This is a genomic window from Lentzea sp. NPDC059081, from assembly GCF_042738015.1.
Taxonomy (GTDB): Bacteria; Actinomycetota; Actinomycetes; order Mycobacteriales; family Pseudonocardiaceae; genus Lentzea.
The window spans coordinates 61,735-85,291 of the sequence record NZ_JBHYGW010000019.1; the positions used below are offsets into that span (position 1 = coordinate 61,735).

A 23,557-nucleotide genomic window follows, 5' to 3' on the forward strand; every position below is an offset into this window, starting at 1 on the left:
CGCGCTGACGTCGTCGGAATGGTCATGACTCCCGCATCCAATCACGGAAGCGCCGTGCGGGAAGAGATGACAGGGTGATCTGGTTGGGCTGATGGGGCGATAAGCGCACCCAACGCGACAGAACGCGACTGAAGGGGCACGCATGGCCGACAAGGCGAAGGTCGACTTCTACTTCGACCCTCTTTGTCCGTTCGCCTGGATCTCCTCCCGGTGGATCCTCGAGGTGGAGAAGGTCCGCGACATCGACCTGAGCTTCCACGTCATGAGTCTCTCCGTGCTGAACGAGGGCCGCGACCTGCCCGAGCAGTACAAGGAGCTCATGACCAAGGGCTGGGGACCGGTCCGCGTCGCCATCGCGGCGGAGCAGAAGTTCGGCAACGAGGTGCTGCCGAAGCTGTACGCGGCGATGGGCACGCGGATCCACAACGAGGGCAACAAGGACTTCGACGACATCATCAAGCTGTCGCTCGCGGACGCCGACCTGCCCGCCGAGCTGGCCGAGGCCGCCACCTCGACCGAGTACGACGAGGCGCTGCGGGCGTCGCACCACCGGGGCATGGACCCCGTCGGCATGGACGTCGGCACGCCGACCATCCACATCGACGGCGTCGCGTTCTTCGGCCCGGTGCTCACCAAGATCCCGCGCGGCGAGGAGGCGGGCAAGATCTACGACGGCGCGCAGCTGCTCGCGAGCTACCCGTACTTCTTCGAGCTCAAGCGGACCCGCACGGGCGAGCTGGACTTCAGCTGAGATTTTTTGTCAGGGGTGGTCGCTAACGTCTTCGGACATGGCACACCACCTCGTCGAAGTCGCAGTTCAAGGGCCCTGGTCGCTGGCGACGTCCCGGGCCTTCTGGGAGGGCTTCACGCCGTCGGAGCTGCCTCGGCACGACGGCGAGGCGTTGCGGTCGACGTTCCTGGTCGAAGGTGAGTGGCGCCGCGCCTCGGTCTCCGTGACCCAGCGCGGCGCCACCGCCGTCCTGGAGCTGTCCGGGGACGGCGACCTCGACCTGGCCGCGGCGCAGGTGTGCCGGTTCCTGTCGCTGGACGTCGACGGCTCCGGCTGGCCCGCCGTCGGCGCCCGTGACCCGGTGATCGCCGGTGCCCAGAAAGCGTTCTCCGGCTTGCGCCCGTGCGGCTTCTACTCGCCGTACGAGGCCGCGGCGTGGTCGGTGCTCGCACAGCGGACGAGCATGGCGCAGGCGGCCGAGGTGAAAGCCGCGTTGTCCGTCGACGGCGTGTTCCCGTCGCCCGCCGAGTTGCGCTCCCTCGACCTCGACTTGCCCGGCCGCAAGCAGGAGTACCTGCGCGCGGTCGCCGACGCGGCGCTCGACGGGCTGCTCGACGCCGCCACGCTGCGGGCGATGAAACCCGCGGTGGCCGTGCTGGCGGTGCAGCAGGTCAAGGGCCTGGGCCCGTTCGCCGCCGAGCTGGTGGTGCTGCGCGGGGCCAACGAACCGGACGCCGTGCCGCACAACGAGTCCCGGCTCACCGACGAGGTCCGCGAACGGTACGGGCGGCCGCTGGCCGAGGTGTCGGAGGCGTGGCGGCCCTATCGGACGTGGGCCTCGGTGCACCTGCGCGTGCTGCGGGAGCGGCGGTTGCGAGGTGAGATGGCTGCTTCGGGCCGCTGATCCCGGCGTTCGCGTGGCCGCCACGTGACCCCACCCGCCGGATGTGACACTCTGGACCCGGCAAGCGCCAGAAGTGTCACATCGCCGCCAGGAGGGTTCTCGTGATTGAGGTCGTCAACCCCGCCACCGAGGAAGTCGTCGGCACCCTCGCCGAGGGCACACCGGCCGACGTCGACACGGCCGTGGCCGCGGCGGTCGCGGCTTTCCCGGCGTGGTCGCTGACCTCGGTCGACGAACGGGCGAAGGCGGTCAGGGCGATCATCGACGGGCTGCGCGACCGTGCCGGCGAGCTGGCCGAGACCATGACCAGCGAGATGGGCACGCCCCTCACCTTCAGCCAGAAGGTGCAGGTCGCGAACCCGATCGCGATCGCGGAAGGCGTCGCGTCCGTGCTGGAGGGCGGCTACTTCGAGCCCGAGGAGATCGGCAACTCGCTGGTCTTCCGCGAGCCGGTCGGGGTGGTCGGCGCCATCACGCCGTGGAACTTCCCGCTGCAGCAGATGGTCGCGAAGGTCGTCCCGGCGCTGGCCGCGGGCAACACCGTGGTGCTCAAGCCGAGCGAGCTCGCACCGGGTACCGCCGACCTGCTCGCCGAGATCATCACCGCGGCCGTTCCCGAGGGCGTGTTCCACCTCGTCCACGGCACCGGACCGGTCGTCGGCGAGGCGCTGGCGGCGCACCCGGACGTGGACATGGTGTCGTTCACCGGGTCCACGAAGGCCGGGCGCAGGGTGTCGGCGGTGGCGTCCGAGACGGTCAAGCGGGTCGCGCTGGAGCTCGGCGGCAAGTCGGCGTGCATCGTGCTCGACGACGCCGACCTCGGGCGCGCGGTGAAGATCGCGGTCGCCAACTCGTTCATGAACAACGGTCAGGCGTGCAGCGCGTGGACCCGGCTGCTGGTGCCCGCCGACCGCCACGACGAAGCCGTCGAACTCGCGGCTCAAGCCGCCGCGAAGTACACGTCGGCCGACCCGAGCGACCCGTCGACGCGCATCGGGCCCGCGGTGTCGAAGGCGCAGCGCGACCGCGTCGTCGGCTACATCCGCAAGGGTGTCGAGGAGGGCGCGACGCTCGCCGCCGGTGGGCCGGACGCGCCGCTGCCGCGGGGCTTCTACGTGACGCCGACGGTGTTCGGCAACGTCACGCCGGAGATGACGATCGCGCAGGAGGAGATCTTCGGACCGGTCCTGTCGGTCATGCCGTACGCGGACGAGGACGACGCGGTGCGCATCGCGAACTCCACGATCTACGGACTGGCGGGCGGTGTGTTCTCCGCCGACACCGAGCGGGCGATGCGCGTCGCCAGGCGGCTGCGCACCGGCCAGGTCGACATCAACGCCGCCGCGTTCAACACCAGCGCGCCGTTCGGCGGCTACCGGCAGTCGGGCAACGGCCGCGAGTTCGGCAGGTTCGGTCTCGACGAGTTCTGCGAGATCAAGTCGATCCAGCGGTAATTGAGCTGCGCGAGTCGCCGTGGCGGCGTATCACTGCCGCTATGGCTGACTCGGCGCTGAGCATCAGGACCATCTCCGAATCCGACCTCCCGGACTTCCACCGGGTGTTCGCGTGGTCGTTCCTCGACGAGCCCGCCGCCGAGCACCGCTGGCTCAAGGTGCTGGAGCTCGACCGGACGCACGCCGTGTTCGACGGCGACGAGATGATCGGCACCGGCGGCATCCTCACCCGTCAGCTCACCGTGCCCGGCGGCGTCCAGGCCGACGTCGGCGCCGTCACGGTGGTCGGCGTCAAGCCGGGCAATCGCCGCCGCGGCATGGCGTCGTTGCTGATGAGGACGCAGCTGGAGAGCATGCGCGAGGCCGGTGAGTCGATCGGGATCCTCTGGGCCTCGGAAGGCTCGATCTACCGGCGGTTCGGGTACGGCGAGTACGCGTCGAGCCTGTCGATGCTGTCGATGCCGACGCGGATGCCGTTCCACCCCGGCGTGTCCGTGAGCCCGGCGCGGATCCGGCAGGTGACGCGCGAGGAGGCCATGCCGTTCATGCGCGAGGTCCACGACCGGGTGCGCCGCGCGCGGACCGGCTGGTTGAGCAGGGTGGACCAGTCGTGGGAGGTCCACCTCTCCGACGCCGAGCGCGACCGCGGCGGCCTCACCGCCTACCGCTACTGCCTGCACCCCGAGGGCTACGTGGTCTTCCGGGTGAAGCACGACGGCGACAACGGCGGCCCGAAGCACGAGCTGCACGTGCGCGAGCTGGTGTGCGAGACCGAGCAGGCCTACACCGACCTCTACCGGTTCCTGCTGGACCTCGACCTGGCGGGCAGCATCTCCTTCTTCACCGCCGCCGACGACCCGATCCTGCACATGGTCGACAACCCGCGGAAGGTGCAGCGGGAGCTGACCGACGCGCTGTGGCTGCGGATCGTCGACGTCGAGAAGGCACTGCCGCTGCGCCGCTACTCGTCCGATGTGGACAGTGTGCTGGAGGTCGAGGACTCCTTCTGCCCGTGGAACTCCGGCCGCTGGCGGCTCACCGTGAAGAGCGGCGAGGCGACGGTGGCGGGTACCGACGACCCCGCGGACGTGTCGCTCGACGTCGCCGCTCTGGGAAGTGCGTACCTCGGTGGCGCAAGGCTTTCCGTGCTCAAGCGTGCACAACGCGTGGTTGAGCACACGCCCGGACACGTCGACGCTCTCTCGTTGGCGTTTCTCGGCGCATATGAGCCGCATTGCCCCGAGGTGTTCTGACGGAACTACGACCGGCGTTCACTCGTTGACGGTTTACCTGGCTCGGGAGGTAAAGCCGTGGGAACGGTCGTGTGGGTCGTAGTGCTGGTACTGCTGGTCGCGGGTGTGTTCTACCTGGTCAGCCAGAGCAACGCGCGCAAGGCGCGGGAGCTCGACGACGCGAAGGCGGACGCCCGCCGGTGGGTCGAGCGCCTCGGCGGGCAGGTGATGAGCCTCACGGGCAGCAACGCCGCGTCGACCCAGGCGCTGGCGGACGCGTCCGAGCGCTTCACCGCGGCCGGGTCGCAGATGGAGCAGGCCCGCACGATCCCGCAGGCGCGGCTGGTCACCCAGACCGCGATGGAGGGCCTGCACTACGTGCGCGCGGCGCGGGAGGCCATGGACATGGACCCCGGACCCGCGCTGCCCGAGATCGCCGGGCAGAAGCAGGCCGGCGCCGTCAGCGAGGACCGCCAGGTCACGGTCGAGGGCCACCAGTACGCCGCGTCGCCGCACTCCGGTTCCGGCACGCCGTACTACTACCCCGGCGGCATGGTCGCGGGACGCCCGGTGCCGCGTGGCTGGTACTCCGAGCCGTGGTGGAAGCCCGCGCTCGTGGCCGGCGCGTGGGGCGTGGGCACGTTCCTGCTGATGGACGCCATGTTCTCGGGCATGCACGGCATCGGCGACTACGGCATGGCGGACATGGGCGCCGGCGACTTCGGCGGTGACTTCGGCGGCGGCGACATGGGTGACATGGGCGGCGCCGACGTGGGTGACGCCGGCGGGTTCGACTTCGGCGACATGGGCGGCTTCGACTTCTAGCGGAAAGTGCTCACGAACTGAGCACTTTCCAGCCGCACCCCGAAAAGCACCCCGACCCCTTTTCCCGGGTGATCCTCAGGCCTGGCAGACGGGGCACCAGAAGAGGTTCCGGCCGGCCAGTTCGGTGGTCAGGACCTCGGTGCCGCAGAGGAAGCACGGCTCCCCGGCGCGGCGGTAGACGTACACCTCGCCGCCGTGCCGGTCGACGCGCGGCGCCCGGCCCATCGCCTTCGGCATGTGCTCGCGGCGGACGGTGTTGATCTGGCCGACCTTCACGCCGTCCTTCATCAGCACGACCAGGTCGGCCCACATCGCGTCCCACAGCTCCCGGCTCACCTTGGTGCCGGCCAGCAGCGGGTTCACGTTGTGCCGGAAGAGCACCTCGGCGCGGTAGACGTTGCCGACGCCCGCGAGCACCTTCTGGTCCATCAGCAGCACGGCGAGCGGCTGCTTCGACCGGATGATCCGCTCGTAGGCGAGGTCCGGGTTCGCGTCCCTGCGGATCGGGTCGGGCCCGAGCCGGTCGCGGATCGCCTTGACCTCGGCCTTGTTGAGCACCTCGCACGCCGTCGGGCCGCGCAGGTCGGTCCAGTGGGTCTCGCCGGCCATCCGCATGCGGACCTGGCCGACGGGCAGCAGGACCGGCAGCTCCGACTCGGTGAACGTGCCGTAGAGGCCGAGGTGGACGTGCACGATCGCGTCCGGGCCGTAGACGTGGAACAGGTGCTTGCCGTGCGCCTCGGCGCGGACGAGCGTGCGTCCGTCCACGAGGGACGCGGCGAAGCGTCCCTGCGGACTGCTGACGGACACCGGCCTGCCCGCGTACCGGCGCTGGTGCAACCGCGCGAGGCGGTGCAGCGTGTGGCCCTCAGGCACGCTTGCTCTCGTGCTCGCCGTTCTCGTGCGCGCCGTTCTCGTAGGCACTGACGAGGTCGATGCGGCGCTGGTGCCGCGGCTCGCCCGAGAACGACGTCTTCAGGAACGAGGAGACGATCTCGGTCGCCTCCTCGGTGGTGTGCTGGCGGGCGCCGATGCCGACGAGCTGGGCGTCGTTGTGCTCGCGGGCGAGCTGGGCGGTGGAGACGTTCCACGCCAGCGCGGCGCGGGCGCCCTTCACCTTGTTCGCGGCGATCTGCTCACCGTTGCCGGAACCGCCGATGACGACTCCGAGGCTGCCGGGGTCGGCGACGACCTTCTCGGCGGCGTCGGTGCAGAACGCCACGTAGTCGTCCTGGGCGTCGTAGGTGTGAGCACCGACGTCGACGACCTCGTACCCCTGCTCCCGCAGAGCCGTGGACAGGTGGGACTTCAGCTCGAAGCCCGCGTGGTCTGCTGCCAGATAAACGCGCACGTCACGGAGTCTGACACGCTGGTGCGCATGTTCAGCCAGGAGGGGTACCAGCTGAAGCTCGAATGGGGGCCGGAGGGCGTCACGGCGCTGCGGGACTGCGACGTGCTGGTCGTCGTCGACGTGCTGTCGTTCACGACGTCCGTCGACATCGTGGTCGGCAACGGTGGCCGGGTGCGGCCGTCGCGGTGGAGGCCAGAGTCGGGGAGGACCTTGCGACCGGCGTCGCTCGTGGGAGCCACCGGGCTGGTCGAGCTGCCGTCGCCGAACGGGTCGAACCTGTGCTCGCTGGCCGCGGAGACCGGTGCGCACGTGCTCGCTGCGTGCCTGCGCAACGCCTCGGCGGTGGCCCGGCGTGCCGCGGAGCTGGGGGAGACGATCGGGGTGGTGCCCGGCGGCGAGCGGTGGGGGCTCGACATCCTCCGCCAGGGGCCGCGCGAGTTCGGGCCGCTGCGCGTTGCCGTCGAGGACTACCTGGGTGCCGGCGCGGTGCTCGCCGCGCTCGACGGGACGGCGTCACCCGAGGCGCAGCTCGCGGTCGCGGCGTTCCGGAACACCGACGTCGTGGCGACCGTGCGGGACTGCGCATCGGGGCGGGAGCTGATCGGCAACGGGCACGCGGCGGACGTGGACCTGGCCGTCGAGCTCGAGGTGAGCGACGCGGTGCCGGTGCTCGTCGACGGGATGCTGACCGCGGAGGCGGCACGGTGATCGAGATCGCACCCGGTGTGTTCGTCCGGAGGCACGCCGAGCTCGACCTCACCCTCGGGTACATCACCGGATCAGGTGATTCGCTGGTGGTGGACGCCGGCATGGACCCGGCGTTCGCCCGCGAGGTGCGGCCGTCGCGGATCGTGTTGACGCACAACCACTTCGACCACGTGCTGGCGACCGAGGGGTTCCTGCCGTGCGAGGTCTGGGCGCACGAGGACTGCGTGGTCGACGACTCGCTGCTCGAAGACCGCGCCCAGTACTACTCGGAACCCTTCGAAGGCAGGCTCGTCGCGCCCACGCACACGTTCCGCGACAGCGTGACGCTCGACGTCGGCGGGCGTCGGGTCGACCTGCACCACTTCGGTCCCGCGCACACCTCGCACGACGTGGTGGTGCACGTGCCGGACGCCGGGGTGGTGTTCGCGGGGGACCTGGTGGAGCAGGGCGCTCCCGCTCAGGCGGGTCCGGACGCCACGCCGTCGAACTGGCGCCACGTCCTGGACCTGCTGCTGGAGCTGGACCCGCGCGTCGTAGTGCCGGGACACGGGGACCCGGTCGACGCGGCGTTCGTGCGGGGGATGGCTATCCCGGGGGCCAGCTGAGGCCGCGTCCACCGAGGACGTGGCAGTGCACGTGGAAGACGGTCTGGCCGCCGTCCTTGCCGGTGTTGAACACGAGCCGGTAGCCGGTCTCGTCGATCCCCTCGGACTTCGCGACCTGGTGGGCGGTCGCGAGGATCTGGCCCGCGAGCACCGGGTCGACGTCGCCGACCGCCTGGTGGTGCTCCTTGGGGATCACCAGGACGTGCGTGGGCGCCTTGGGGTCGATGTCGCGGAACGCGAGCGTCGTGTCGGTCTCCGTCACCACGGTCGCCGGGATCTCGCCCGCGACGATGCGGCAGAACAGGCAGTCGGTCACACCGGCATCGTATTGGGCCCGTTGTGCCCTGTTGCCCCTGCCCGCCGCGCCCCGATCATGGCCGGGTGAAGGGCACCAGGCTGATGGTGGTCGTCCGGTGCCTCACCAGCTTCGCGATCGGCGTGCTCCTCGTGGTGCTCGCGATCCGGTTCGGTGAGGCGCTCTGGCGCGCGTTCCACTGAGCGCCCGGTCCTCGCGGGTGCCGGTCCCACCGGGTGTTCAGCGGACGAAGCAGAACTCGTTGCCCTCTGGGTCGCGCATGACCTGGAAGCTGCCCTGCTCGTCCGTGACGACCACGCCCTCGCGCGTCGCCCCGAGACTTACGGCCTTCACGACCGAGGCCTCGATGTCGTCGACCTCGAAGTCGAGGTGCAGGCGGTTCTTCACGTCCTTGCGCTCGGGCACCGGCTGGAACGACATCCGCGTCCCGCCGGGCGGTTCGACGTGCGCCCAGCCGTGTTCGCGGTTCACCGGCTCGCCGCCGAGCAACTCGGCCCAGAACCGGACGAGCCGGCTCGGGTCGTTGCTGTCGACGACGATCTGTTGCAGCCTCACGTGGTCACCAGGTTCTCTCGGGCCCAGTCGCAGCACAGGTCGAGCAGTCCGAGCACCTTGCGCCCGTGCGCGGTCAGCTCGTACTCGACGCGCGGCGGGTTCTCGTCGAACACCTCGCGCGAGAGGGTGCCGTCCCGCTCCATCGCGCGCAACGTCTCCGTGAGCACTTTGGGCGTCACGTGCGGCAGTCCGGCGCGCAGCTCGGTGAACCTCCGCCGCCCACCCTCCAACGCCCGCAGCACGTGCGCCGTCCACTTGTCACCGATGCGGTACGGCAGGTCGACGACCGTGTCGCCGTGCTGGCATTGCACCTGCTCACCCCCGATATCGTTGCGGAAACCGGCAGTGCGCACCCTACCTTCGCGCCCATGACGAAGATCGTTGTTTTCGGAGCGTCCGGCAAAGCGGGCACTCACATCGCAGCCGCCGCCGAGTCCCGCGGCCACGAGGTCACCAGAGTCGGCCGAGTCCCAGGCGTACAAGCCGCAGCCTCCCTCGCCGCCGGCCACGACGTGGCCGTGAGCTCCGTGGTGGACCTGACCCGCGACCCGGCCGACTTCTACCGAGAAGCAGCCACCGCCCTGGTCAACTCAGGCACACCCAGAATCCTGGTGATCGGCCTCTACACCCTTCTGGAGGTGGCCCCAGGCACGCGGGTCGTCGACACCCCGGACTTCCCAGCCGAACACAAACCGTTCAGCCTGGGCCACGCAGCAGGCGTGGAAGTGCTCGCCAACTCCACCCGAGACTGGCTGGTCATGAGCCCAGCAGGCATGTTCGGCGGCACCACCACCGGCACCTACCGCCTCACCACGACCCCAGACCCCACCAACAACCTGACCTACGAGGACTTCGCCCAAGCAGTGGCCGACGAGATCGACACCCCCACCCACCACCACACCCAAATAGCCGTCGCCTCCCAGTAACCACCCCGAAAGGCGTTCGACTGCCGGCAACGGCACCGGTACGGGCTCGAATCGGGTACGGCCGGAACGGAACGCCACCGAAAAACGGGACCACGGGCTTGTGATGGGGGTCCGGGGGCGGGCCCCCGGCGTGGGGGTCTGGGGGCTCGGCCCCCAGAAAAAACACGAGAGGCCGACCAGGTCTGCGCTCTCCGCAGACACAGGTCGGCCTCGGCCGCGAGCGGGCGACGGGAATCGAACCCGCGTAGCTAGTTTGGAAGACTAGGGCTCTACCATTGAGCTACGCCCGCGTTGCCGCCCTTGTCGGGGCTGCGATCAATACCTTAGCGGGTGGCGGTAAGCTGGGTGCAACCGGGGCGTGGCGCAGTTTGGTAGCGCACCCGCTTTGGGAGCGGGGGGTCGCAGGTTCAAATCCTGTCGCCCCGACGGTTGTGAGTGCGGGACAGGGCTGGCTTCTCCACCAGGGGACCGGCCCTGCCTTGCATCTGTGGCCGCGGCGGACCTCGTTCCGAGTCGGCTCGCTGACCTCTCGGGCACATGCGTCTGGCCGGTGCCGGCGATGCGTCGAAGCCTCAAGTGATCGCCGGCCCACGTATGACCGCGTCGCTGCCGGTTCACTGGTCGACCGTGCGATTCTCGTTGCCGACGGCCGTCCGGCCTGGCGGAGTCTTCGGTGGCGAGGTCGCGGCTGGGATCGAGCTCTACATCCGGCCGCAGTCCAACGCGCTCACAAAGGTGCAGGCCGGCACCGTGCACGTCACCGGATCCGGCGGCTCCTTCCAGACGCCGGCGCGCCTGCTCGGCGGCGTCGGCACCCGCGACTCGTCATCGCCAGCGTTCGTGTTCACGCCGATCGGTGTGACGCCGTGAAACACGGTGACGTGCCGAGGTAAAGGCAAGTGGCCATTCCTCGGCGAGCGGAAGAACGAATCCTGTCGCCCCGATCAGTCGACGAAACCCGCGGCGTGTCTTCGCTGCGGGTTGTCGCATCTGAGGCATCAGGAGCCGCCGCGGCCGCCTAGTAGCTCGGGCAGATGTGCTTGCGCACCACGGCGAGGATGCGTGCGGAGACGTCGGGACCGAACCCGGTGGGGTGGCCGGGCGAGGTGAACCGCTGTGCCGTGAGCTCGACCAGCTTCACCTGGTCGCCGGGGGCTTTGGCGACGCTGGTGCACTGGTCGCGGCCGCGGGTGACGGCTCGGTCGGGGTTGCCGTTGACGATCTCGGGGTCGATCGCGTCGAGGTCCGCGATGTAGGCGGCCTGGGTGGCGGTGTCGGGCTTGGGCGGGATGCCCGGGACTTGCAGCACCGGTGTGGCTCCGCCTCTGCTCGTCGGCGGGGCCGTGGGCGTGGTGCTGGACGGCGGCGGGGCGCAGGCCGCGGTCAGTGCGATCAGGGGCAGCAGGAACGTCGTTGTTCGCCTCACCGAAGCTCCGTCGTTCGTCGAAGAGCGACCGTTACGGTGAATCGATCAACGTCCCAGGTACCGACTGGCCCAAGCGGACAGCACCCGTGCGACGTACGCGGCGTCGGCGCGGTCGGTCAGCAGGTGGTCGGCTCCGTCCAGTGACACGAACGACTTCGGGTGGCGGGCCGCGTCGAAGATCAGGCGCGCGTTGTCCACTCCCACCAGGTCGTCCTGCGGTGAGTGCATCACGAGCAGGGCGCGCTTCAGGTCGGCGATGCACGCGGTCTGGTCCTGGCTGTTGATGTCGGTGAGGAAGCCGGTGCTGATCCGGAAGGGGCGTCCGGCCAGCAGGACCTCGGCGACGCCGTGGTGCTCGATCTCGGCCTTGGCCGGGCCGAGGAGGTGTTCGACGTGGGCGGTGTCGGCGGGCGCGCCGATGGTCACGACGGCGCGCACCTCCGGGATGCGTTGTGCGGCGGCGAGCACGGCGGCGCCGCCCAGGGAGTGTCCGATGAGGACGCTCGGGGCGCCGATCGTGTCGCGGAGGTGGGTGGCCGCGCAGACGAGGTCGTCGACGTTGGACGTGAAGGTGGTGTTCGCGAAGTCGCCGCCGGACTGGCCGAGGCCGGTGAAGTCGAAGCGCAGCACCGCTACTCCGCACCCGGCCAGCTCGCGGGCGATGCGGGAGGCGGCGACCGAGTCCTTGCCGCAGGTGAAGCAGTGGGCGAAGACCGCCGTGGCCACGACGTCGCCCGCCGGCAGTTCGAGGCGGCCCGCCAGTGCCTGGCCGTCGGTGCCCGCGAAGACCGCTTTCCGGTTGTCCATGCCCTCTATGGTGCGTCACGTGCGCTACCAGTACCTCGACGCCCGGCTCCGGCACGCGTTCGACGACGCCGGGCTCGGCCGGGGGCAGCGGGCGTTGCTGCAGGGCGTGTTGCGGGCGCTCGACCCCGACGCGCACCTCGGGGAGCACGTGGCGGGGCTCACCAGCGCGTACCTCGCCGTCACGCGTGCCCGCACCGCCCTCGAGAGCCACGCGACCGAGGACCAGCCGCGGTGGAACCTGTTGCGGCGCATCATCACCACGTCGCTCGCGTGCATCGACGCCGGCAAGCCCGCCTACGCGCACGGCGGCAACAAGGAGCTCGCGCGGGCGCGCCGGGTCCTGCTCAAGGTCGACGCGGTCATCGCGGCGGACGGTCAGCGGCTCGATCCGCTGGTCACGGCAGCGGCTGCCGCGAAGCTGGACCCGGACGCGCTCGCGGCCGAGATCCGGACGTGGGTCGCTCCACTGTGGAACGGCGTGGAGCTCCCGCTGCGCGCCAGGATGATCGCCGAGGTGGCGGTCCTCGTGGCGGTGCACGGCAGGGACGGCCGGCAGCTGCGCGCGGACCTGCTGCGCTGGCTCAAGAAGCCGTCCGGTGATCTCGCCGGTGTGCTCTGGCCGGAGCCGCGACGGCACGTCGTCGCGCTGGTGGTGAGCGGTGCGCGGGTGCTGCGCCACCTCGACGGGCTGTTGCCGGAGGCGCGGCAGGAGCCGTTGCACCGCAACAGGTTGCCCAAGGACGACTTCCTCGCGGAGGCGGTCAGCGGGTCGTCGGTGCTGGTGCGGCTGCCGGTCCAGGCGGCGGACGTGCACACGGCGGCGGCGCGGGGGCGGCGGATCCTCAACGAGGTGCTCGACCAGTACGCGGCGGGGGAGCGGCTCACCGAGCTGCACATCGCGCCCGTCTGGCAGGTCAGCGGACCCGGTGGGCGGGTCACCCGCGGCACCGAGCACCGGCGCACGGTCGGCAACGCCTACCCGCTGACCCCGTACTGGCCGGTCGAGCTGCGCAGCGCGATGCGGGTGGCGAACCTCGCCCGGCAGGTCGACGCGCCGATGGCCAGCGCCGGGCTCGCGTGGAGCGCGTTGGAGGCGACGGGGCTGGACCCGAGCAAGATCCCGTGGCTCGCCAAGGCGTGCGCGCTGCAGATGTTGCGGCAGCACCTGGTCAGTCTGCACGTCGTCGTCACCAACCACGACGACGAGCTGCGCAGGCCGCTCGACGCGCACGTGCCGACGACCGGGGTGAAGCACCACCTGAAGTCCGTCGACGCGTGGCTGGAGGTGCTGATTCCGCACACCCGGCCGGGCGAGGCGCTGCGGGCCGCGCAGGAGGCCGTGGACGCGCTGGCCGAGAACGAGGGCGGGCTGGTGCGGGACCTCGTCGAGCTCTGGCGGGCCCGGCTCGCGGACTCGAAGGTGCTCGCGGACTGGTTGCGGGAGCAGGAGGACACCGCGGCGGCGGTGCTGGAGTGGCTCTACGTCACGCGCAACCTGGCGTTCCACGCGGGACGGTTCGCGTCGCCAGCCGACACGCTCACCGCGCACGCCGGGCAGGCCGTCATCGACCTGACGCTCGAGTTCCTCGGCAACTGGCGCACCGTCGAACGCCGGCTGAGCCGGCGGGAGACCTCGGCCGTGGAGGTCTACCGCCGGCTCGCGCAACGACAGGACCAACTGGTGGCCCGGCTCAGACGCGCGGGGTCGGTGCGCAGGCTGAGCGTGGAGGACATTTCCGGACCCGACGAGAAGTGGTGGTCGCGAGGCGGAAACTGAGGCCATTGGTCACGGCCTTGCCGCTCGGTCGGCCTTTCCCCGCGGACTCCGCCTGGGCAAGTCATGGGATGATTGGTCGTCCACAATGGACTGACTACGTGCCGACCCTTGACCCGCACGCGTGCGAAGGTCAATGCTGTCGCGCATCGAGAAACGGTGTGCGTAGTCCGCAACAGGTCGGGGTGATTTGGCGTGGATCCCGTGATTTCGGTCGGAGACCTGTGGAAGGTGTTCGGGTCGAACGCGTCTCAGGTGGTGGCCTCCGACGAGCTGAAAGCGCTGTCGCGGCAGGAGCTGATGGACCGCACCGGTGCCGTCGCCGCCGTGCGCGGGGTGGACTTCGAGGTCGCTCCGGGGGAGATGTTCGTGGTCATGGGCCTGTCCGGGTCGGGCAAGTCCACTCTCGTCCGGTGCCTCACGAGGCTGGTGGAACCGACGTCCGGGTCGGTCACCTTCGAAGGCGAGAACATTCTCGACGCGGATCCCCGGCGATTACGCGACCTGCGCAGGAACAAGTTCTCCATGGTGTTCCAGCACTTCGGGCTGCTTCCTCACCGGACCGTCGCGGACAACGTCGGTTACGGACTGGAAATCCGCGGGGTACCGCGGGCGAAACGTGCGGAGCGTTCCCGGGAAGTGATCGACCTGGTCGGGCTGACCGGGTACGAGAAGTCCTATCCCGATCAGCTTTCCGGCGGTATGCAGCAACGCGTCGGCCTCGCGCGCGCACTCGCCGGTGACCCCGACGTCCTGTTCTTCGACGAGCCGTTCTCGGCGCTCGACCCGCTGATCCGGCGCGACATGCAGTCCGAGGTGATCAGGCTGCACCGCGAGGTCGGCAAGACGATGGTCTTCATCACCCACGACCTGAGCGAGGCGCTCAAGCTGGGCGACCGCATCCTGATCATGCGCGACGGCCAGGTCGTGCAGGTGGGCACGGGCGACGAGCTCGTCGGCGCGCCCGCGGACGACTACGTGCGCGACTTCGTGCGGGACGTGCCGCGCGCGCAGGTGCTGACGCTGAAGTGGATCATGCGTCCGCCGGCTCCCGAGGACGAGCTGGACGGGCCGGAGCTGCCGCCGGACACGGTGGTGCGGGAAGCGGTGCGCAGCGTGCTCGGCGCCGGCAAGCCGGTGAAGGTCGTGCGGGACGGCGAGCTGCTCGGTGTCGTGGCCGACGAGGAGATCCTCGGGGTCGTGGCTGGGGAGGCGTGATGGTCGCCGTCGCCGCCTCGCGCAGGGAACTGCCGCGCAAGCCGTTGATCGTCGCCGGGATCGTGCTGGCCTGGCTGGTGCTGTGGCTGGTGTTGCGCAACTTCGGGACGTTGCCGCTCGACGCCTCCGAGCTCACGCCGCTGCACCGGTGGATCAACGACCTCAACGACGCGATCGGCGCGTCGCGGAACTCCAACCCGGTGTTCCTGTACTTCTTCAACGAGATCCGGCTCGTCATCGACGAGTTCGTCACCTTCGTCCAGGCGCTGATCGCGCAGCCGTCGTTCGGCCGCCCGGTGCCGCTGATCGGCTGGCTCGGCGTCGTCGCGATCGCTGGCTTCGTGAGCCTGGTCGTCGCGGGCTGGCGGGTCGCGCTGCTCGCGGTCGCCGGGTTCGTGTTCCTGGGCCTGCAGGGGTTGTGGCAGGAGAGCACGGACACGCTGTCGCTGACGTTGTCGGCGGTCGTGATCGCGTTGCTCTTCGGCATCCCGCTGGGGATCTGGGCGGGGCTGTCCGACCGGGCCCAGCGGGTGATGACGCCGGTGCTCGACTTCATGCAGACGATGCCGACGTTCGTGTACCTGGCGCCGCTGACGTTGTTCTTCCTGATCGGACCGGCGTCCGCGACGATCGCCACGCTGATCTACGCCGCGCCGCCGGCGATCCGCATCACGGCGCACGCCATCCGCTCGGTGCCGCGCAACACCGTCGAGGCGTCGGAGTCGCTGGGCGCGACGTGGCAGCAGACGCTGGTGAAGGTGCTGCTGCCGTCCGCGCGCAAGACCATCGTGCTCGGCGTCAACCAGACGATCATGGCCGCGCTGTCGATGGTCACGATCGCCGCGCTGATCGACGCGCCCGGTCTCGGCAAGACGGTCGTGAAGGCGTTGCAGACGCTCGACGTCGGCACGGCGTTCAACGCGGGGCTGGCGATCGTCGTGCTGGCGATCGTGCTGGACCGCGTGACGACGGCCGCGACCGAACGCCGGACGCTCCCGCGCTGGGCGTTGTTCGGCGGGCTCGGCGTCACGGGGGTCGCCGTGTACTTCTCCTACACCTACCTGTGGGCGGCGGAGTTCCCGTCGGAGGTGGAGATCGGCAGCTCGATCCGGCGCGGCGCGACGGCCGCGACGGAGTGGGTGCAGGACACGCTGCCCGTGATCACGGGTGGTTTCAAGGACTTCGTCACGTGGGCGCTGATCAACCCGTTGCAGGCGCTGCTGGCCGAGTCGCCGTGGTTCCTGGTGGCACTGGTGATCGTGGCGCTGTCGTTCCTGGTCGGAGGCGTCCGGTCCGCGGTGGTGTCCGCCGCGTGCCTGGGCCTGCTGATCGCGACCGGCCTGTGGCAGGACTCGATGATCACACTGGCGTCCACGTTGGTCGCAACGATCCTGGTGATGGTGCTGGGCGTGGTGGTAGGGGTGTGGATGGGCCGCAGCCGGCGTGTCGACCGGGTCATCCGGCCGGTGCTCGACGCCGGGCAGGTGATGCCGGCGTTCGTCTACCTGGTGCCGTTCCTCGCGTTGTTCTCCGCGTCGCGCTTCACCGCGATCATCGCGGCCGTGGTGTTCGCGGCCCCGGTCGCGATCAAGATCATCGCGGACGGGGTGCGCGCGGTGTCGCCCTCGACCGTCGAGGCGTCGGTGGCGCTGGGGTCGAGCTCGTGGCAGGCGATCGTGAAGGTGCAGCTGCCGATGGCGCGCGGGGCGTTGACGCTCGCCGCGAACCAGGGACTGATCTACGTGCTCTCGATGGTCGTCGTCGGCGGTCTCGTCGGCGCCGGCGCGCTCGGTTACGACGTGGTGGCCGGGTTCTCGCAGGGGCAGTTGTACGGCAAGGGGCTCGCGGCGGGTGTCGCGATCGTCGTGCTGGGCGTGATGCTCGACCGCCTCACCCAGGCGGCCGCCAAGCGGTGGACCAACCAGGAGGTTCGGTAGTGGCAAGGCACAGCGTGCTTCCAGCGGTGCTCGTCGGGGCACTGGCGCTCGCCGGGTGCGGCGGCGCGAAGGTCGGGGACACCACGTCGGGTGCGGCCGGCGAGTGCGGCACGTTCAACGTCGCGATCAACCCGTGGGTCGGGTACGAGGCGAACGCCGCGGTGCTCGCGTACGTGGCCGAGAAGGAGCTCAAGTGCAAGGTCACCAAGAAGGAGCTCAAGGAAGAGGTTGCCTGGCAGGGCTTCGGCACCGGTGAGGTCGACGCCGTGGTCGAGAACTGGGGCCACGACGACCTGCGCAAGAAGTACGTCGACGACCAGAAGACCGCCGTCAGCGCGGGGTCCACGGGCGTGAAGGGGCAGATCGGCTGGTACGTGCCGCCGTGGCTCGCCAAGGAGCACCCCGACATCCTCGACTGGAACAACCTCAACAAGTACGCCGACCAGTTCAAGACCTCGGAGTCCGGCGACAAGGGGCAGCTGCTCGACGGCGACCCGTCCTTCGTGACCAACGACGAGGCGCTGGTGAAGAACCTCGGCCTCAACTACAAGGTCGTGTACGGCGGCAGCGAGACGGCGTTGATCCAGGCGTTCCGCCAGGCGGAGAAGGACAGGAAGTGGGTCATCGGCTACTTCTACTCGCCGCAGTGGCTGCTCAACGAGGTGAAGCTCGAGAAGGTGAAGCTGCCCGAGTACAAGACGGGCTGCGACGCCGACGCGGAGAAGGTCGCCTGCGACTATCCGGACTACGACCTCGACAAGCTCGTGTCGAAGAAGTTCGCCGACGCGAACGGGCCGGCGTTCCAGCTGGTCAAGAACTTCAAGTGGACCAACGAGGACCAGAACACGGTCGCCAGGTACATCGCCGAGGACAAGATGAAGCCGGAGGACGCGGCCAAGAAGTGGGTCGACGCCAACGGTGACAAGGTCAAGGCGTGGCTGCCCGGTAAGGCCTAGCCGCCCCGGGCTTCGGGCGCGGCGGTCTCTGCGGACCGCCGCGCCCGAAAACCGCGTCGGGGGTGGTTCCCGGACGAGAGGAACCACCCCACCCCCGGCATCACGCAGCCTGCGGCCCGGCGGGGACCTCAGGCTCGTGCCGGTGCGTCATCCGGTGCCACCACGACCGCGGCTTGCCGCCGTTGCGGTAGAACTCGTGGACGCGGCGGGCGTCCTCCCGCAGGGCCTCCTGCCGGTAGTCCATCTCCGCCTTGATCGCCTCGGGCGTCCATTCCATCTCGCTCACTCCTCAGGTCGTTCTCGCTGAGGATGAGATTGCTCCTGAGGGGTGACCCCTCACATCCGACGATCACCCAAGGTCGCGCGGTGAGACCCCTTACGCCGGGTCGCCTCAACCGGATCAGTGGATTCCCGGGGTAGGGGTAAGGGGCCACGATCGAGGGCATGACTGCCGCCCGCTTACCCGCGCGACCTGCGAAGTTCTTCGACCCCACCACCGAGGTCCACTTCGACGAGGTGCTCGACACCTGGAACGTCTTCAGCCTCGCCGACGTCCAGCGCGTGCTGTCCGACGAGGAGCACTTCTCCGCGGGCTACGGCCTCACCGACGACACGCGCCCGCTCGCCAACGCGATGCTCAGCGGCATGTGGGCCGCGGACGGGCAACGCCACCGCGACCTCCGCTCCGCCGTCGCCGACCCGTTCAGCCCGCGCGTGATGGCCCGGCTGGAGGACCAGATCCGCGAGATCGCGGTGTCGCTGCTCGGCGAGCTCGACCCGGCGGGCTTCGACATCGTGCCGACCATCGGCCGGCCGCTGCCCACCAGGGTGATCTGCCACCTGCTGGGGCTCGACCTCAGCGCGGAGGTGCGGATGACCGCGTGGCTCGAAGACTGGTACAAGGCCTCGGCCACGACCAACACGCTGCCGTCGCAGACGGAGATGGCGCAGTTCTTCGCGGACGAGCTCGATCGGCAACGGGTCTCGCCGGGAGGCGGGTTGATCGCGGAACTTCTCGCGGCGCAGGATTCCGGCTACCTCGTGGACGGGAAGCCGTTGTCCGACTGGGATCTCGTCGGGTACTGCGCGATGTTGCTCGGGGCCGGGGTCGACACGACGTTCGCCAGCGCACCCAACGCGGTGTTGTTCCTGACGGAGTTCGGGGTGTGGCCGGAGTTGTGCGCCGATCCTTCGCTGATTCCCGGGGCCGTCGAGGAGACGATGCGGTGGTACCCGGTGTTTCCCGGGCCCCGGCGGTTGGTGGTGCGGGAGGTTTCGCTCGGTGGGTGCGTGATTCCGGCCGGGTCCTGGGTCATCGGGTGGTTGAGCGCGGCCAACCGGGATCCGGCTCGGTATGCGTCGCCTGAGGTGTTCGACATCCGGCGCCGGACTCGGATCATGTCGTTCGGGCACGGGCCGCATCACTGTCTCGGGGCCGGGTTGGCTCGGTTGGAGCAGCGGGTTCTGCTGGAGGAGATGGTGGGGAGGATGCCGTTGTTGCGCAGGGAGGTCGGGGCTCCGCTGGTGCGGCGGGAGTGGATGTTGGACAACCTGGAGACGGCTACGTTCCGGTTTGATTAGAGATTTGGCTTCCAGCGTGGTCGCCGTTGCGGTTGGGTGCCTGTTCCGGCGTGGGCGTGCACCTCGGACGAAGACCTGGGTTCATCGCCGCTGCGCGACGATTGCGATTGGGGCTTGACTTCAAGCCCCAATCGCCACACCACGAGTGGGTGCACCGCTACCCATCGGCGCAAGGTCTGACTGCTCGCCTCCGGCATCGCTTGGGCGCCTCTTGCGCTACCTCGTGAATCGCAGGGTGATCACTTGGAACGGGCGCAGCACCACCTCTGCCGTGGCGGCGTTCAGGGGGCGTTCCAGCAGGTCGGTCTCCTGGATGCCGGTGTGGGTGAAGGAGGTGCTGATCGAGGCCTTGGCGCGACCGCCGTGGGCCTCGTAGAGCCGGACGACGACGTCGCCCGACCGGTCGTCGGCCAGTTTCACGGCCTCGACCCTGACTGCCGGGTTGTCCGTGGACACCAGTGGGGACGGTGCCCGCGAGCCCCGGACGCGTTGCGGCGGCAGGTTGATGCGGTAGCCGGCTTCGACGGCTGCCGGGAGGTCGCCCACGACCAGGGCGTAGCGGAAGCGGTGGTCGCCCTGGTCGGTCTCGGGGTCGGGGAACCTCGGTGCGCGCAGCAGCGACAGGCGCACGGTCGTGGTGGTGCCGCCGTCCTCGCGGGTGGTGCGTGTGACCTCGTGGCCGTAGGTCGAGTCGTTGACCACGGCCACGCCGTAGCCGGGTTCGCCGACGTGCAGGAAGCGGTGGGCGCAGATCTCGAACTTCGCCGCCTCCCACGAGGTGTTGGTGTGCACCGGGCGGTGCAGGTGGCCGAACTGGGTCTCCGCCGTGGAGACCTCGGCGCGCAGGTCCAGCGGGAACGCGATCTTGAGCAGCTTCTCGCGTTCCTGCCAGTCGACCTCGGTGTCGAAGTCGACCTGCTTCGCGCCCTCGCGCAGGCGGATGGTCTGGGTGAGGACCGAGTTGCCGAACTTCGCCCGCACGACCACGCCGTCCTCGATGTCGACGCGTTCGGACGGGGTCAGGTCGGCCTTCCAGTTGCGGTAGAACGGGTCGATGTCCCAGGCGTCCCACTGGTTCGGGTTGTCGCGGTGCAGCTGGGGCATGCCGGCGAACCCGTGCGGGGGCAGGACCTCGCGGTCGGTCTCCAGGTCGAGGATCGACAGCACGATGCCGTCGGGGTCGATCGTGACGCGCAGGCGGCCGTTGTCGAGGACGCCGTCGGCAGGGGCGACGAACGGGCGCGGTGCGTCGCCGCCGAGCACGTCGAAGGTGATCTCGTCGTCGCCGTCGCCCTTGATCGACTCGATCGCGGCCGTCGTCAGGGCCTTCAGCTCCGACTCGACGCGGGCGTAGGTCGCCCTGGCCTCGCGGTGGACCCAGGCGATCGAGCTGCCGGGCAGGATGTCGTGGAACTGGTGCAGCAGCACGGTCTTCCACAACCGGTCGAGGTCGTCGTACGGGTAGTCGGCGCCCTGCAGCGCGGCGGCGGTGGCCCAGTGCTCGGCCTCGCGGAGCAGGTGTTCGCTGCGGCGGTTGCCCTGCTTGGTCTTGGCCTGGGTGGTGTACGTGGCGCGGTGCTTCTCCAGGTACAGCTCGCCCGCCCACACCGGCGCGTCCGGGTACTCGTCCTGCGCCGCTTGGAAGAAGTCGCGCGGGGGTTCGACCTTGACCGTCGGCGAGCCTTCGAGGTTCGCCACGCGGTGCGCGGTCTCCATCATCTCGCGGGTGGGGCCGCCACCGCCGTCGCCGTAGCCGAACGGGACCAGCGACCGCGAGGCCTTGGCGTGCTCGGCGAACTGGCGCGAGGCGCGGGCCAGCTCCGCGCCGGACAGCGAGGAGTTGTAGGTGTCGACGGGCGGGAAGTGCGTGAAGATCCGTGTGCCGTCGATGCCCTCCCACCAGAACGTGTGGTGCGGGAACTTGTTGATCTGGTTCCACGACAGCTTCTGGGTGAGGAACCAGCGCGAGCCGGACAGCTTGATCAGCTGGGGGAGCGCGGCGCTGTAGCCGAACGAGTCGGGCAGCCACACCTCCTCGGTCTCCACGCCGAAGTTGTCGAGGAAGAACCGCTTGCCGTGCACGAGCTGGCGGGCCATCGCCTCGCCGCCGGGCATGTTCGTGTCCGACTCGACCCACATGCCGCCGACCGGGACGAACTGGCCGGCGCGGACCTTCTCTCGGACGCGGTCCCAGACGTGCGGGTGGTGCTCCTTCATCCACGCGTACTGCTGGGCCTGCGAGCACGCGAAGTAGAAGTCCGGGTAGGAGTCCATCAGCTTCGTGACGTTCGAGAACGTCCGCGCGCACTTGCGGACGGTCTCGCGCAACGGCCACAGCCACGCGGAGTCGATGTGTGCGTGGCCGATCGCGGACACCTTGTGCGCCGAGGCACTGGCGGGCAACGACAGCACGTGCTCCAGCTCGGCGCGCGCCAGGTCGGCGGTGGCGGCGACCTCGTTGAAGTCGAGCACGTCCATCGCCCGGTCGAGCGCGTGCAGGACCTTGTGCCGGCGCGGGTCGTGGTCCTGCAGCTCGCCCATGAGCGACTGCAGCACCTCGATGTCGAGCATCAGGTGCCAGACCTGCGGCTGGAACACCGCGAGCTCGGCCTTCATGATCTTGTACAACGGCTCGGTGCCCGCCGTTTCCTTGTCGCCCAACCGGGTCGGCAGGAACGGGTGGAAGTCGAGGATCGTCGGGTTGCCCGCGGCCTCCAGGTAGAAGAGGACGTCCGGCCCGTCGACCGGCAGGTAGGTGTTGCGCGGTTCGATGCCCTTCACCGGGACGCCGTCGGCGGTGTACGCGAGGCCCTCGGACTGGAAACCGGGACCGGGGTGGGTGAAGCCCAGGTCCAGCACGACCTCGACCTGCTTGCCGTGCCACGCCGGGGGAACGCTGCCGGTCAGCCGGAACCAGCTCGTGCTCCACGGCGCGCCCCAGGCGTCGCCGACGGCGGCGGGGACGTAGGTGGCTTCGAGAGCTTCGGCGACCGGGACGGGCTCGTCGGGCACCGTCCACACGGCGAGTTCCAGCGGTGCGGTCTCGCCGTAGACGGCCGGGCGAATGCGTTCCTTGAGCGTGCGGTTGAGTCGGTCTTCCAGCAGCGCGCGTTCGTCGTGCACGTGTTCACCCCAGCTCGATCGAAGCCCGCACGCCGTCGCGCGCGAGAGCCATCCACTCGTCGAAGAAAGCGCCACCCGGACCCCACGAGGGCCGGTCGCCGTGCAGCTCGATCGGCGTGCGCACGGCCGGCGCGGGTTCCGCGTCCCGCACGATCCTCGCGATCGCCTCCCCGAGCGGCTTGGCCTTGCGTTCCGTCGTCAACAACCCCAACTCGTACTCGCGTTCGGGGAAGTCCACCAGCGCACGGTCGACGTCGTGCGAGCACCACCACGTGACGCCCCACAGATTCGAGCAGGTCAGCACATTCGCAAGCGTTTGCTCGGCGAACTGCGGCGCCTGCTCCGCACTGATCTCGGGCTGGGCGGCGCCGACCTCCTGCAGCCACACGGGCCGGTCGGGGTCCTTGGCGTGCGCCTTGGCCAGCTCGACGAGGTACTCGGCATGGTGGACGCTCTCGGTGGAGAGGGGGCCGTAGCGCTGTGCCGTGCCGTTGAAGACCCACGAGTGCACGGTCGTCATCGCGCCCTTGTTGGCTGCGTGTTCCGGTAGGAACGAGTGCTCGCTCTCGTACCAGACGGCGTCGTACTCGGAGTGGACGTGCGGGAGGCCCGGTGCGGCCGTCTCGCACTCGGCGAGCAGCGTGTCGATCCACTCGCCGGCCTGTTCGGGGGTGCACGGGTTCGACTCGGTGAGCAGGTTGACCTCGTTGCCGAGGGTGAAGCCGAGGAAGTTCGGCTTGTCCTTCAACGCCGCGGCGAGCGTGCGGACGTAGAACCGCTGTCCGTCGATGACGTCGGGGTCGGTGAAGATGTTGCGGCGGTGCCAGGTCTGCACCCACGACGGGTAGAAGTCGAAGCTCGACAGGTGGCCCTGGAGAACGTCGACCTGCACGTCCAGTCCGGTCTCGCGGGCCGCGTCGAGCATCCGCGCGAGCTGGTCGACCGCCTGCGGGCGGACCAGGCCGCGGTTGGGCTGGAACACCGGCCACAGCGGGAACACCCGCACGTGGTCGAGGCCCAGGCCGGCGATGGACTCGAAGTCGGCTTTCACGTCGTCGAGGGAGAAGTCGAGCCAGTGGTGGAACCAGCCGGCCGACGGGGTGTAGTTCACGCCGAAACGCAAGGTCGA

24 protein-coding genes and 2 tRNA genes are annotated in these 23,557 nt (G+C 69.7%); 15 read left to right on the forward strand and 11 right to left on the reverse strand.

All coding sequences use genetic code 11. The annotated features are described in order from the left end of the window. Window positions 1–142 precede the first annotated feature (142 nt). The 5 genes from ACFWV3_RS32315 (at window position 143) to ACFWV3_RS32335 (ending at window position 5,145) form a co-directional block, all read left to right on the forward strand. A complete protein-coding gene (locus tag ACFWV3_RS32315) occupies window positions 143–751 on the forward strand; it encodes a DsbA family protein (RefSeq protein WP_382416843.1) in 609 nt (202 codons plus the stop codon). Window positions 752–788: 37 nt separating this feature from the next. Continuing rightward, window positions 789–1,634 carry a DNA-3-methyladenine glycosylase family protein gene (locus ACFWV3_RS32320; protein ID WP_382416845.1) on the forward strand — a complete coding sequence of 282 codons (846 nt, stop codon included), beginning with the start codon at window positions 789–791 and terminating at the stop codon, window positions 1,632–1,634. Between the two features lie 101 nt (window positions 1,635–1,735). Further along, the gene (locus ACFWV3_RS32325; RefSeq protein WP_382416847.1) at window positions 1,736–3,088 is read left to right on the forward strand and encodes an aldehyde dehydrogenase family protein; all 1,353 of its coding nucleotides are present in this window, start codon (window positions 1,736–1,738) and stop codon (window positions 3,086–3,088) included. Window positions 3,089–3,129: 41 nt separating this feature from the next. Then, window positions 3,130–4,341 (forward strand): GNAT family N-acetyltransferase, encoded by a 1,212-nt coding sequence (locus ACFWV3_RS32330; protein ID WP_382416849.1) that lies wholly within the window; start codon window positions 3,130–3,132, stop codon window positions 4,339–4,341. Window positions 4,342–4,398: 57 nt separating this feature from the next. Next, the gene (locus tag ACFWV3_RS32335; RefSeq protein ID WP_382416851.1) at window positions 4,399–5,145 is read left to right on the forward strand and encodes a hypothetical protein; all 747 of its coding nucleotides are present in this window, start codon (window positions 4,399–4,401) and stop codon (window positions 5,143–5,145) included. A gap of 75 nt (window positions 5,146–5,220) precedes the next feature. Here ACFWV3_RS32335 and ACFWV3_RS32340 read toward each other — a convergent pair whose 3' ends face one another. Beyond that, a complete protein-coding gene (locus ACFWV3_RS32340) occupies window positions 5,221–6,021 on the reverse strand; it encodes an Fpg/Nei family DNA glycosylase (protein ID WP_382416853.1) in 801 nt (266 codons plus the stop codon). Further along, window positions 6,014–6,496: a ribose-5-phosphate isomerase gene (locus ACFWV3_RS32345; RefSeq protein ID WP_382416855.1), complete on the reverse strand. Its 483-nt coding sequence runs from the start codon at window positions 6,494–6,496 to the stop codon at window positions 6,014–6,016. The genes ACFWV3_RS32340 and ACFWV3_RS32345 overlap by 8 nt, the downstream gene beginning before the upstream one ends. A 27-nt stretch (window positions 6,497–6,523) precedes the next feature. Here ACFWV3_RS32345 and ACFWV3_RS32350 point away from each other — a divergent pair, with 27 nt between their 5' ends. Both ACFWV3_RS32350 and ACFWV3_RS32355 read left to right on the forward strand, forming a co-directional pair. Beyond that, window positions 6,524–7,204, forward strand: a complete 681-nt coding sequence (locus ACFWV3_RS32350; protein ID WP_382416857.1) for a 2-phosphosulfolactate phosphatase — start codon at window positions 6,524–6,526, stop codon at window positions 7,202–7,204. Then, the gene (locus ACFWV3_RS32355; protein WP_382416859.1) at window positions 7,201–7,809 is read left to right on the forward strand and encodes an MBL fold metallo-hydrolase; all 609 of its coding nucleotides are present in this window, start codon (window positions 7,201–7,203) and stop codon (window positions 7,807–7,809) included. The genes ACFWV3_RS32350 and ACFWV3_RS32355 overlap by 4 nt, the downstream gene beginning before the upstream one ends. Here ACFWV3_RS32355 and ACFWV3_RS32360 read toward each other — a convergent pair. From ACFWV3_RS32360 to ACFWV3_RS32370, 3 genes are all read right to left on the reverse strand, one after another. Next, the gene (locus ACFWV3_RS32360; RefSeq protein ID WP_382416861.1) at window positions 7,790–8,125 is read right to left on the reverse strand and encodes a histidine triad nucleotide-binding protein; all 336 of its coding nucleotides are present in this window, start codon (window positions 8,123–8,125) and stop codon (window positions 7,790–7,792) included. The genes ACFWV3_RS32355 and ACFWV3_RS32360 overlap by 20 nt on opposite strands. A gap of 219 nt (window positions 8,126–8,344) precedes the next feature. Then, the gene (locus ACFWV3_RS32365) at window positions 8,345–8,680 is read right to left on the reverse strand and encodes a VOC family protein (protein WP_382416863.1); all 336 of its coding nucleotides are present in this window, start codon (window positions 8,678–8,680) and stop codon (window positions 8,345–8,347) included. Beyond that, window positions 8,677–8,991 (reverse strand): winged helix-turn-helix transcriptional regulator, encoded by a 315-nt coding sequence (locus ACFWV3_RS32370; protein ID WP_382416865.1) that lies wholly within the window; start codon window positions 8,989–8,991, stop codon window positions 8,677–8,679. Before ACFWV3_RS32370 ends, ACFWV3_RS32365 begins: the two co-directional genes overlap by 4 nt. Between ACFWV3_RS32370 and ACFWV3_RS32375 the strand changes: the two genes are divergently transcribed. Continuing rightward, complete coding sequence (locus tag ACFWV3_RS32375) at window positions 8,977–9,606, forward strand: NAD(P)-dependent oxidoreductase (RefSeq protein WP_382416867.1); 630 nt, start codon at window positions 8,977–8,979, stop codon at window positions 9,604–9,606. The genes ACFWV3_RS32370 and ACFWV3_RS32375 overlap by 15 nt on opposite strands. Window positions 9,607–9,825: 219 nt before the next feature. Here ACFWV3_RS32375 and ACFWV3_RS32380 read toward each other — a convergent pair. Further along, a tRNA-Gly gene (locus tag ACFWV3_RS32380) sits at window positions 9,826–9,896 on the reverse strand. Window positions 9,897–9,958: 62 nt separating this feature from the next. On the opposite strand from ACFWV3_RS32380, the gene ACFWV3_RS32385 reads away from it, so the two are divergent. Together ACFWV3_RS32385 and ACFWV3_RS32390 are read left to right on the forward strand one after the other, a co-directional pair. Then, a tRNA-Pro gene (locus ACFWV3_RS32385) sits at window positions 9,959–10,032 on the forward strand. A 111-nt stretch (window positions 10,033–10,143) separates the two neighbouring features. Continuing rightward, window positions 10,144–10,476, forward strand: a complete 333-nt coding sequence (locus ACFWV3_RS32390; RefSeq protein WP_382416869.1) for a hypothetical protein — start codon at window positions 10,144–10,146, stop codon at window positions 10,474–10,476. Between the two features lie 148 nt (window positions 10,477–10,624). Here ACFWV3_RS32390 and ACFWV3_RS32395 read toward each other — a convergent pair whose 3' ends face one another. Continuing rightward, the gene (locus tag ACFWV3_RS32395) at window positions 10,625–11,032 is read right to left on the reverse strand and encodes a hypothetical protein (RefSeq protein ID WP_382416870.1); all 408 of its coding nucleotides are present in this window, start codon (window positions 11,030–11,032) and stop codon (window positions 10,625–10,627) included. Between the two features lie 45 nt (window positions 11,033–11,077). Further along, window positions 11,078–11,839 (reverse strand): alpha/beta hydrolase family protein, encoded by a 762-nt coding sequence (locus tag ACFWV3_RS32400; protein ID WP_382416872.1) that lies wholly within the window; start codon window positions 11,837–11,839, stop codon window positions 11,078–11,080. Between the two features lie 19 nt (window positions 11,840–11,858). On the opposite strand from ACFWV3_RS32400, the gene ACFWV3_RS32405 reads away from it, so the two are divergent. The 4 genes from ACFWV3_RS32405 to ACFWV3_RS32420 all read left to right on the forward strand — a co-directional run bounded on the left by ACFWV3_RS32405 (window position 11,859) and on the right by ACFWV3_RS32420 (window position 17,724). Then, window positions 11,859–13,616: a hypothetical protein gene (locus ACFWV3_RS32405; RefSeq protein WP_382416874.1), complete on the forward strand. Its 1,758-nt coding sequence runs from the start codon at window positions 11,859–11,861 to the stop codon at window positions 13,614–13,616. A 192-nt stretch (window positions 13,617–13,808) separates the two neighbouring features. Then, on the forward strand, window positions 13,809–14,831 hold the full coding sequence (locus ACFWV3_RS32410; protein ID WP_382416876.1) for a glycine betaine/L-proline ABC transporter ATP-binding protein: 1,023 nt from the start codon (window positions 13,809–13,811) through the stop codon (window positions 14,829–14,831). Beyond that, the gene (locus ACFWV3_RS32415) at window positions 14,831–16,768 is read left to right on the forward strand and encodes an ABC transporter permease (RefSeq protein ID WP_382416878.1); all 1,938 of its coding nucleotides are present in this window, start codon (window positions 14,831–14,833) and stop codon (window positions 16,766–16,768) included. Before ACFWV3_RS32410 ends, ACFWV3_RS32415 begins: the two co-directional genes overlap by 1 nt. Further along, window positions 16,768–17,724: an ABC transporter substrate-binding protein gene (locus ACFWV3_RS32420; protein WP_382416880.1), complete on the forward strand. Its 957-nt coding sequence runs from the start codon at window positions 16,768–16,770 to the stop codon at window positions 17,722–17,724. Before ACFWV3_RS32415 ends, ACFWV3_RS32420 begins: the two co-directional genes overlap by 1 nt. A gap of 100 nt (window positions 17,725–17,824) precedes the next feature. Here the strand turns inward: ACFWV3_RS32420 and ACFWV3_RS32425 are convergent, their stop codons facing one another. Beyond that, window positions 17,825–18,001: a hypothetical protein gene (locus tag ACFWV3_RS32425; protein ID WP_382416882.1), complete on the reverse strand. Its 177-nt coding sequence runs from the start codon at window positions 17,999–18,001 to the stop codon at window positions 17,825–17,827. A 167-nt stretch (window positions 18,002–18,168) separates the two neighbouring features. Between ACFWV3_RS32425 and ACFWV3_RS32430 the strand changes: the two genes are divergently transcribed. Then, window positions 18,169–19,305: a cytochrome P450 gene (locus ACFWV3_RS32430; protein WP_382416884.1), complete on the forward strand. Its 1,137-nt coding sequence runs from the start codon at window positions 18,169–18,171 to the stop codon at window positions 19,303–19,305. A 216-nt stretch (window positions 19,306–19,521) separates the two neighbouring features. Here the strand turns inward: ACFWV3_RS32430 and ACFWV3_RS32435 are convergent, their stop codons facing one another. After that, a complete protein-coding gene (locus tag ACFWV3_RS32435; protein ID WP_382416886.1) occupies window positions 19,522–22,428 on the reverse strand; it encodes an alpha-mannosidase in 2,907 nt (968 codons plus the stop codon). Between the two features lie 4 nt (window positions 22,429–22,432). Then, on the reverse strand, window positions 22,433–23,551 hold the full coding sequence (locus ACFWV3_RS32440) for a glycosyl hydrolase (RefSeq protein WP_382416888.1): 1,119 nt from the start codon (window positions 23,549–23,551) through the stop codon (window positions 22,433–22,435). Between the last annotated feature and the right edge of the window lie 6 nt (window positions 23,552–23,557).